Annotated in this window: 6 protein-coding genes; all 6 read right to left on the reverse strand. The window is 56.1% G+C overall.

Annotated elements, in window-relative coordinates; all coding sequences use genetic code 11:
* A partial coding sequence (locus tag IT781_RS20900; RefSeq protein ID WP_228779330.1) for a condensation domain-containing protein occupies window positions 1–1,381 on the reverse strand: 1,381 nt, incomplete at its 3' end.
* Window positions 1,382–2,153: 772 nt separating this feature from the next.
* Entirely contained in the window at window positions 2,154–3,116 is a 963-nt protein-coding gene (locus tag IT781_RS20905) for an XdhC family protein (RefSeq protein ID WP_194972111.1), read from the reverse strand.
* Entirely contained in the window at window positions 3,109–3,591 is a 483-nt protein-coding gene (locus IT781_RS20910) for a hypothetical protein (protein ID WP_194972112.1), read from the reverse strand. Before IT781_RS20910 ends, IT781_RS20905 begins: the two co-directional genes overlap by 8 nt.
* Window positions 3,579–5,837, reverse strand: a complete 2,259-nt coding sequence (locus tag IT781_RS20915; RefSeq protein ID WP_194972113.1) for a xanthine dehydrogenase molybdopterin binding subunit — start codon at window positions 5,835–5,837, stop codon at window positions 3,579–3,581. The genes IT781_RS20910 and IT781_RS20915 overlap by 13 nt, the downstream gene beginning before the upstream one ends.
* Window positions 5,827–7,230 (reverse strand): FAD binding domain-containing protein, encoded by a 1,404-nt coding sequence (locus IT781_RS20920; protein WP_194972114.1) that lies wholly within the window; start codon window positions 7,228–7,230, stop codon window positions 5,827–5,829. Before IT781_RS20920 ends, IT781_RS20915 begins: the two co-directional genes overlap by 11 nt.
* A 4-nt stretch (window positions 7,231–7,234) precedes the next feature.
* Window positions 7,235–8,869: an adenine deaminase gene (gene ade / locus IT781_RS20925; protein WP_194972115.1), complete on the reverse strand. Its 1,635-nt coding sequence runs from the start codon at window positions 8,867–8,869 to the stop codon at window positions 7,235–7,237.
* Window positions 8,870–9,047: the final 178 nt, after the last annotated feature.

The raw sequence follows: 9,047 nt of genomic DNA on the forward strand, positions 1-9,047 counted from the left end.
GCAGGCAGCGGTCCCGCGGATAGTCGGCATCGGTGGCGTTCCAGTCGTACAGTACGCGTTGCCGCTCATCAGCCTCCAGCAGACTTATTTGGCTTATAGGCACATCGAGCGTAGAGGACGCAAGCCTGGCAAGCAAACCCAGCAGGCGGCGCATATGAGCGGCTAGACTTTCTTCGCTGTAATGCAGAGGATTGCCATTAAAATCAAAGCGCAAGTCAAAACCACTCTGGTTGTCATAAACGCTCAGAGAAAGTTCGAACTCCGGCCCATTGGAAAGATTATGGTTCTGTGCCGGATAGCCCGCAAAACTCTGAACATAATCGAAAGGCATGACATTGACAGTCATGCCATAGAAGTGACTTCCGTTCGTAGGTAACCCCAAATCCTGACGAAGATCTTCGCTCCGGTAGCTTTGATGGCGGAACGCATCCCGCATTGACTTTGTGGTTTGGCTGAGAAACTCGTCAAACTTTTGTCCCGGATCAACTTTCAATCTCAGCGGCAGGATATTCGACATCATGCCGGGAATATTGCGCATTGCCGCGCCAATCCGTGCGGATACCGGCATGCCGACAACAATATCTTCCTCACCTGTAAATCGATGCAAATAAAGTGCGGCGGCAGCCGTTATGATTTGGGCCAAACTTGCGCCATGAGCCGCCCCCAGGCTGCGTAACGCCTCTGCCGTCGAATAGGCTAAATAATCCGTCTTACGGATAGACTGACGGCATGGAATCGGGCCCGTTTGTTTACCCGATAGCGTTACCGGCTCGGGCCTGTCTTTAAGCTGGGCTAGCCAGTAATTCCGATCTCGTTCATACCTTGCCGAGTTACGGTAATTCTCTTCATTCTCCAATACATCGAGCCATGAACCGAAATCATTAAGTTCTAACGGATTAACTCCGCTTAGGGAAGCATATAAATCCGTAACTTTCTGGGCAAAAAGCGGCCCACTAAATCCATCTGCAATAATGTGGTGTGTGCGTTGATAATAAATAAAGAAATCGGAACGTATTTTTAAAAGAGCAAACGTAAATAGTGGATCAAGAATAATATCGTTAGCTTTTGCCATGTCGTCTCGCATCCAATCTTTAGCAGTGACATGGGGATCAGCTTCAGTACTAAAATCAAAATAATGTATGAGCCAATTCTTATCCTTAGAAAAGTATTGCCTTGGTCCTTCGTCAGTCGCAATAAAATGAAGGTGTAGGTTATCGCTTTGATCCAAAGCGCCGCTCACTGCTAATCTGAACAATTCTGGATCGATAGCGCCTGAAATTTCGATATATTCGCCAATGTTATAGGCAGGGTTTTCAGGTTCCAACATTTGAGCAAACCATATAGAGGTTTGCGCGCTAGTCAATGGATAGTATAAGGACATAATTTTTGCCAATCCTTGTAGATTGAGTTGAAATAACGCCCCAAGAAGTCAGCCATAACTTGATTAGCCAATCCCGGACAACCGTTTTTATTTTTCTTGCATCACTTTAAATTTTCTTAATATTTAATGAATTATTGAACTTTAATGCTAACGCTTGGTATAAGACGATAAACTTTGGCTATTAATTATTAAGAGGACAAACTTTATCTAACACTTACAGTAAGGCGACAAATAGGTAATGCTATCGTACTACTCATCCAATTTGGATCGCGTGCAATTAAGTAACCTTTAAGCGATTTTTGACAAATTATATAGATCTGTGGAACTGTAGGTAATCAGTATGAGCACTTATAGTATTTGCACTTATAGTAAAAGCACTTATAGAAATTCAACCAGTCCTTTGGACAATTCATAATTCTGCCGCCAACTTTGGCCGACTGGGCGAGACAGCCTAATTTAACCTCAATTCAGTTTAAGCCTCATGAAGAAAGGGTAATCGTTCGACTCAATATGCGTATAGGTGCAAATTTACCTGTACCTTTTAGGGTATTCGCACTCAACAAAAGCCTGCTGATTTTTGGAAAGCCCGGCATGTGTCCCGGGTCGAATACCCACAAGGGGTACAAGTGAATTCGCCCCTACACCACGCCATATCAGTGATAACAACAGCCTGCTCCCTTTTTCATCCCGAATTCAGGTTAATTTAGGAATTGAGAGCTCGGGTGATCAGTTTTAAAAGGCGACTGAAATCGCCCCTACAGCCTTGCACTCTCTATTTACCCCCTTCGCTATCCCCGCCATTTACTATCTGAATCAGCTCGGCCGCAATGCTGACGGCGATTTCCTTCGGCGTATGGCTGTTGATCGGCAATCCGATCGGCCCGCGGATGCGCTGCAAAGTTTCGGCAGGCAGTTTGGCGCCGAGGTTAGACTTAATTTGCGCTATCTTGTTCCGGCTGCCCAGTAGGCCCAGATAACGCACTTTTTTACCGGCCAGCCTTTCGGCCACTTTTTCATCGGTTTTGTGGCTATGCGTCATGATGAACACAAACACCTGATTGCCTTCGGGTATGGCATCGCTTATGAAGCGATACGGCATGATCTTTTTATGATGCGCATCGGCATTGCGCTTGAGCGTATCCAGATTGTCGCGCTCGTCGATGACGGTAATCTCGAAATCGAGCATGGCAAGGATCTTTGACAGCGCCAGGCTGACGTGCCCGCCTCCGATCAGATAGGCCTGCCTGCGGAGGCCGACGTTTTCCTCGTAGCGCCAACTGCTTGCGGTTTGCAGGAAGCTTTGCCCGGACAGGGTGCGCGCCGGATCAAATGCCATGCCGTCCGGCGACAGTGTCAGCACGCCCTGCAAGTTGCCGGCCAGATGACAAACCGCGCTGTCGCTGGCTCGGCAACCGTACAACAGGACCGTCTGCTCGCCGCCGCAGAGCATGCCGGTCGCCTGCCCTTCCGTCCCCAAAAGATTGTGGCGCTGCCGGCTCAAGCAGGGCTGAAACGAACCTTGCGCCAGCAGCGACCGGGCCTTTTCGACCAGGCTGTGCTCCACCGCGCCGCCGCCGATCGTGCCGAAGCACTCGCCGCTCGCCAGCACCGCCATTTTCGCGCCGGCCTTGCCGGGCGAACTGCCCTGGCTACCGACCACGATCATCAGCACGGCGGAACCGTGCCGTTCCAGCCCATCTGCGAGCCGTTGCCAAAATATTGCCTGATTAGCCAAAGAACGTCACACTCAATGCGTAATAAACCGCCATCGAGGCGGAAAATGCCGCGCTGGCCGGAAAGCGCCAGCGCAACGGAATGAAATGTTGAATCGCATAATTGGCCGCGAAGCCAATCGGCGCGATCCGCACGAAGGAAGCCAGCCCGACGCCCAGCAGATGCCATTGCACTTCGGCAAACCGGCCTGAAAAACAATGAATCAGCGCCATATGCCTTGCGATCCAGAGCGGATTAAAAAAAGCCTGGGCCATCAGCGCTTTTCCGATGCGGCTGCGGATGTCATGATGGCCGAAGCGCCGCTCCAGCCAGACAAAATACGCCGGAATTTCGATTGCATATAAAGTGCCGCCTAGCAGCATCATGCCGATCAGTCGCGAAACCTGAAATTCGCCTGTCAGCAGCGCCGCAATACTGTCGCCTGTTGCATAAACCAGCGCTCCGGACAGGCTGTTGCGCAACGTCAGCAATCGCATTCATACAGCGCCAGCAGTACTTTCTCCGGCGTCATGGGCGCTATGGCTTCGGCCTGCCAGCCGGGATTGAAGGCCTGTATCGCTTTGGCCAAGGCAAAATAACCGCCGATGCCGTACATGAGCGGCGGCTCACCGACGGCTTTCGAATGCATGAGGCCGGCCGGATTGTCGCTGTCCAGAAATTCGACGGCAATCTCCGGCGCGGAATAAATGTCGGGAATCTTGTAAGTGGTCAGGCTATCGGTCAGCAGCTGGCCCTGACCGTCATAGAGGATTTCCTCCATGGTCATCCAGCCCAGCCCCTGCACGACGGCGCCTTCCACCTGCCCCCTGTCGATAGCGGGCGCAAGGCTTCTGCCGCCGTCATGAACGATGCTGACGCTGGTGACGCGATAAGTGCCGCGCAGGCAATCGACCGATACTTCCACGGCGGCGCAGCCGTAGACATGATAGGCAAACGGCCTGCCCTGCTCCTCGCTCCTGTCGAAAAAAACTTCAGGCGTTGCATAATGGGCATTCGCCGACAGCGCCGAGCGGGACAGATAGGCCTCGCTGACGAGTTTATTCCAGCTTATTGCCGTCGGCTGGCCGTTTAAATAGATCTGTTCCTGCTGGATGCTGATCTGCTCAGGCTCGGCGTCGCCGCCCAGCAATCCGGCCGCAACCGTTCTAAGTTGTTGAAGAATCTGCCGGCAGGCCAGCAACGTCGCCTGTCCGTTCAGATCGGCGCCACAACTGGCCGCCGTGGGCGACATGTTGGCGATGCGCGCGGTATTGGTGCTTTCGATTTTGACGCGCACTTTATCGATGGAGAACGTCCGTGCAGCCACGTTCCTGATTTTCTCTTTCACGCCCTGCCCCATTTCAACAGCGCCACAGCTGACGCTGACCGAACCGTCCGCATAGACGTGCACCAGAGCGTCCGCCTGATTCAGAAAGGTGGCGGTAAAAGAAATGCCGAAGCAGATCGGCATCAAGGCCAGCGCTTTTTTCTCCAGGCTATGGCTGGCATTGAAGTTTTCAATGGTCCGTTGCCGCTGCGGCAGACCGAAACTTTCGTGCAGTTGCCGCCAGCACCGTTGCGCCCGGCAGTTTTCGACCTGCATTCCATACGGAAACTGCTGACCTTCCTGAAGCAGATTTTTCTGCTGAATGCTGGCCGGATCGACATTCAGCGCCGCAGCAGCCTTGAAAATCGCCGCTTCAAGAACAAATAGGGCCTGCGGCCCGCCGAAGCCTCTGAAAGCCGTATTGGGCGGCAGATTGGTCCGGCAGCTGACGGCCGTGGCGCGCACATTGGGGATGAAATAACTGTTGCCGGCATGGAACAGCGTCCGCTCCAGTATGGCGAGCGAGAGATCGGCGACCGCACCGGCATTCTGATAGAAACAGACTTCGTAGGCCAGGATTTTGCCGGTTTTGTCCAGGCCGATCTTGAAATCCGCATCATAGGGATGGCGCTTGCCGGTCCAGCGCATGTCATCGCCTCTGTTCAGTCTGATTTTGACCGGCTTGTTCACGCGGCTGGCCGCCAGCGCTGCCATGGCCGCCCAACCGGTCGCCTGCTCTTCCTTGCCGCCGAAACCGCCGCCCAGGCGCACGACATCGACTTCCACCTGATGCATGGCGCAATCCAGTACTCGGGCGATAACGCGCTGCACCATGCTCGGCGACTGCGTGGCCGACACGACCTTGAGGCAATCGCTCTCCAGCGGATAGGCGACAGCAACCTGCGTTTCCAGATACACATGCTCCTGCGCGCCTGACGCGGCCGCCCCTTCAACGATCGCATCGCAGGCCTGCCAGGCCTGATCGACATCGCCGAGCGAAAAAATGCGCGGCGGCGCGATATGCAAGCCCTGCGCGTGCGCCGTGCGGGCATCGAACACGGCCGGCAATTCGCTATAGCTGACGCGCACCAATCCGGCCGCCTGCCTGGTGATGGCTGCGGATTCGGCCACGACCACCGCGATCGGCTGGCCCCGGTAAACGACCTCCTTTTCCGCCAGCAGCACTTCGTCAGGCGCCGCATTGCCGATGTTGTTGCTGCCCGGAATATCCCGGGCCAGCAGAATCGAGACAACGCCTGGATAGCCCAAGGCCTCCTGCAAATCGATCCGCTCGATGAGGCCGTGGGCGATATTGGATACGACTGGCCAGGCATGCAGCAGGCCGGCCGGCTCGGCCATGTCGTCGGTAAAAATGGCTGCGCCCTGTGCGTGCAGATCGATATCGCTAGCGTACATGTAACGGCTTCCAGTAAATGGTATCAGGGAAAAGCTTCAGAAAATGCGCAAATATCAGCTGCCTCAACAGCAGGCGCTTGTAGCCGGCGGAGCCGCGGCTGTCGGAAATCGGAGCTATCTCGCCCTGGGCGATGTCCACGGCTTCCAGAACGGTTGCGGCCGTGATTGCTTTGCCCTGCAGATAGGCGCTGGTGTTTGCCAGATAAAGCGGAACCGGGGCAACGCCGCCAGCGGCCAGATGGGCTTTGATGATGCGCCCGCCGGCATGTTCGATGCTCATGGCCGAGTTGACGCTGGCAATATCCAGATGCGTGCGCTTACTGACTTTCTCGTAGCTGAAACTCTGCGCGACGGCTGTATCAAACCGGATTTCCAGAACCTGCTCGCCGGCCTGAAGGTCGGTTTTTTTGTAGCCATGAAAGAAGTCCTTCAAAGCCACTGTCCGGCGGCCGGTTGCCGATGCGATGACCAGCCGCGCATCCAGGGCCAGGAAAAACACAGCCAGATCGCCGATCGGCGATGCATTGACCAGGTTGCCGCCGACTGTTGCGCGCGCCCGGACCGGTGCCGAACAGATCAGTTCAAAGTCCTGCGCCACGGATGGAAACCACTGCTGAAACAGTGGCGATGTCCGCAGCTGCTCGATCGTCGCCGCGGCTTCGATGACGCATTCGCTGCCCTCATGGCGAATGCCGCCTTCCGAAGCGGGCAAGAAATTCAGCGGCTGCGCCTGCAGCCAGGCCGGTTTCTGCACGAACAGGTCCGTGCCGCCGGCCACGAACACGACATCGGGCGATGCTTTTTCCTGATGCGGCGGCAATGCCGCCAGCATTTCGTTCACCGTTAAGAAATATGCCGGGAGGATCTGCCAGTGTACGAGATCCTCAATTCGGCGCTCCATCGACGAACCGGCCAGGTCAAATTGCTGGCACAGCTGTTTAATGGCTCGCTTGATGCCGGCATAGCCCGTGCAGCGGCACAGATTGCCCGCTACCGCATCGACGGCGGCATGTTCATCCGAGATCAGGCTGTTCAGGAAAAAGCCGGTCAATGCCATGACCAGCCCAGGCGTGCAGTAACCGCACTGGATCGCGCCATTGTCGACCAGCGCCTGCTGGATCGGATTCAGGCGTTCGCCGTTCAGGCCTTCGATCGTCACGACATGGCCATCGGCCACGGCGCCCAGCGGCAGCAGGCAGGCATTGACGGCCTGATAGCGCAGCCCGCCGGCCAGCCGTTTGCCCAGGAGAACCTGGCAGGCGCCGCAATCGCCTTCGCGGCAGACGTCTTTCGTGCCGGTCAGACCGCGATGGCGGCGTATCACATCCAGCATTACCATACCGGCCGGCAATTGTTCTTCGACCAAGCGTTGATTAAGCAGAAACCGGCTCATGGTCTTACACCGTCAACGACGTAAAGGTAAACGTCCGACCGTCAAAAAGGCCCTGATCGCTCAGCTTTAATTCGGGAATCACCAGCAACGCCATGAAAGACAGCGTCATGAACGGCGCGCGCAGCGGCGAGCCCATCTTCTTGGCGCTCGCGTTCAGCTCCGCATAGCGCGCCGCGACCGTATCGCCATCGTCATGGCTCATCAGGCCAGCGATCGGCAGCGGCAGCAGCTCGACGCCGTCCTGGTCGGCTGCCGCAATGCCGCCCTGCGCGGCAATGACCGCATTGATGGCCCGGCAGACGGATTCGGCATCGGCGCCGACCGCGATAATATTGTGGGAATCATGGGCAACGCTCGAAGCCAGGGCGCCCTGCTTCAGTCCGAAGCCTTCGATAAACGCCAGCGCCGGCTGGGCGTCCTGGTAGCGGTTCACGACGGCCAGCAACAGCAGGTCGCGTTCCGGATCGGGCACTATTTTGTTATTTTCAATTCTGGGCGCATGCAGCATTTCCTGCGTGAACAGATCGCCATCGGCCGCTTTGATGACGCGGATTTGCCTGCCCTTCGCCTCCACGTCCAGATGGGCGTCCGTTATAGGACTGGCATTAAAGCGATTGATGGGCTCAGGCTTGATGCGGGTCAGCAGGCTTGTACCCTGGTGTGCGACTTTCTGCCCGGCTATCCAGGTGCTGATCGGTTTGAATGTGCTGATATTTTCGACTTCCACGGCGTCCATGCGGTCGCCGACCCGCAATTGGCCAACGGCCAAGCCATAGTGTTTTATCGGATTCAGGCAGGCGCAGCGCAGCACGTCAAAAACGGCATGGCCGTAGGCGACGGCTCTGGCTACCAGCAGATTGATATGGCCTGCGACCAGATCATCGGGATGCTTGTCATCGCTGCAGAACATCACGCGCTCAGGATATTCGCTGATCAGCGTATGCAGGGCATCGAAATTCCGCGCCGCCGAGCCTTCCCTGATCAGGATATGCATGCCGGTCGCCAGTTTGGCGCGCGCTTCGTCAAGCGTGCTGCACTCATGGTCCGTGGAAATGCCCGCTTCGGCATAGCGCCGCATGGCGTCGCCTTTCAAGCCGGGTGCGTGGCCGTCGATCGGGCAGCCGTAGCGTTTGGCCAGGTCCAGCTTCGCCATGATCTGCGGATCGTTGTTGAGCACGGCCGGATAATTCATCATTTCCGACAGATAGCCAGTCAGCCTGTTCTGGAACAGATAGTCCAGCTGTTCGCTTTCCAGACGCGCGCCGGCCGTTTCAAACGGCGTGGCGGGCACACAGGACGGTGCACCGAACAGAATCGGCAGCGGCGTCAGCGCGGCGTTGTCGCACATGAAGCGAATCCCCTCCAGCCCGAGCACATTGGCGATCTCGTGCGGGTCCGAAACCGTTGCCACGGTGCCGTGCCGGCAGGCGATGCGCGCAAACTCGGCCGGCGTCAGCATCGAGCTTTCGATATGGACATGCGCATCGATGAAACCGGGCAACAGGTAAGTCTTGTTCGGGTCTTCATAACCCAGTTCGGCTATAGCGGTGATAATGCCCCGCTCCCAGCGTACTTCAGCCAGAAAAATCCGCCGCTCCAGCGGCTGAACAATATTTGCTATCACACTGCCTTGGTGCATATCCCCCCTCTTATTCACTGATGTTACGCACGTGCGGTTTCATCCCGTCTGCCGCATCGAGCACCGGCGCTTTTAGCGGCGGTAGGCAGGGTTGATAACCCCAGCATTTTGGCCATCCATGCTGGGTTTCCGCTAAAGCTCCAACCCAGCCTACACAGGCTGTTAAAAGCAAGTAACT

Source organism: Methylobacter sp. BlB1, assembly GCF_015476545.1.
GTDB lineage: Bacteria > Pseudomonadota > Gammaproteobacteria > Methylococcales > Methylomonadaceae > Methylobacter.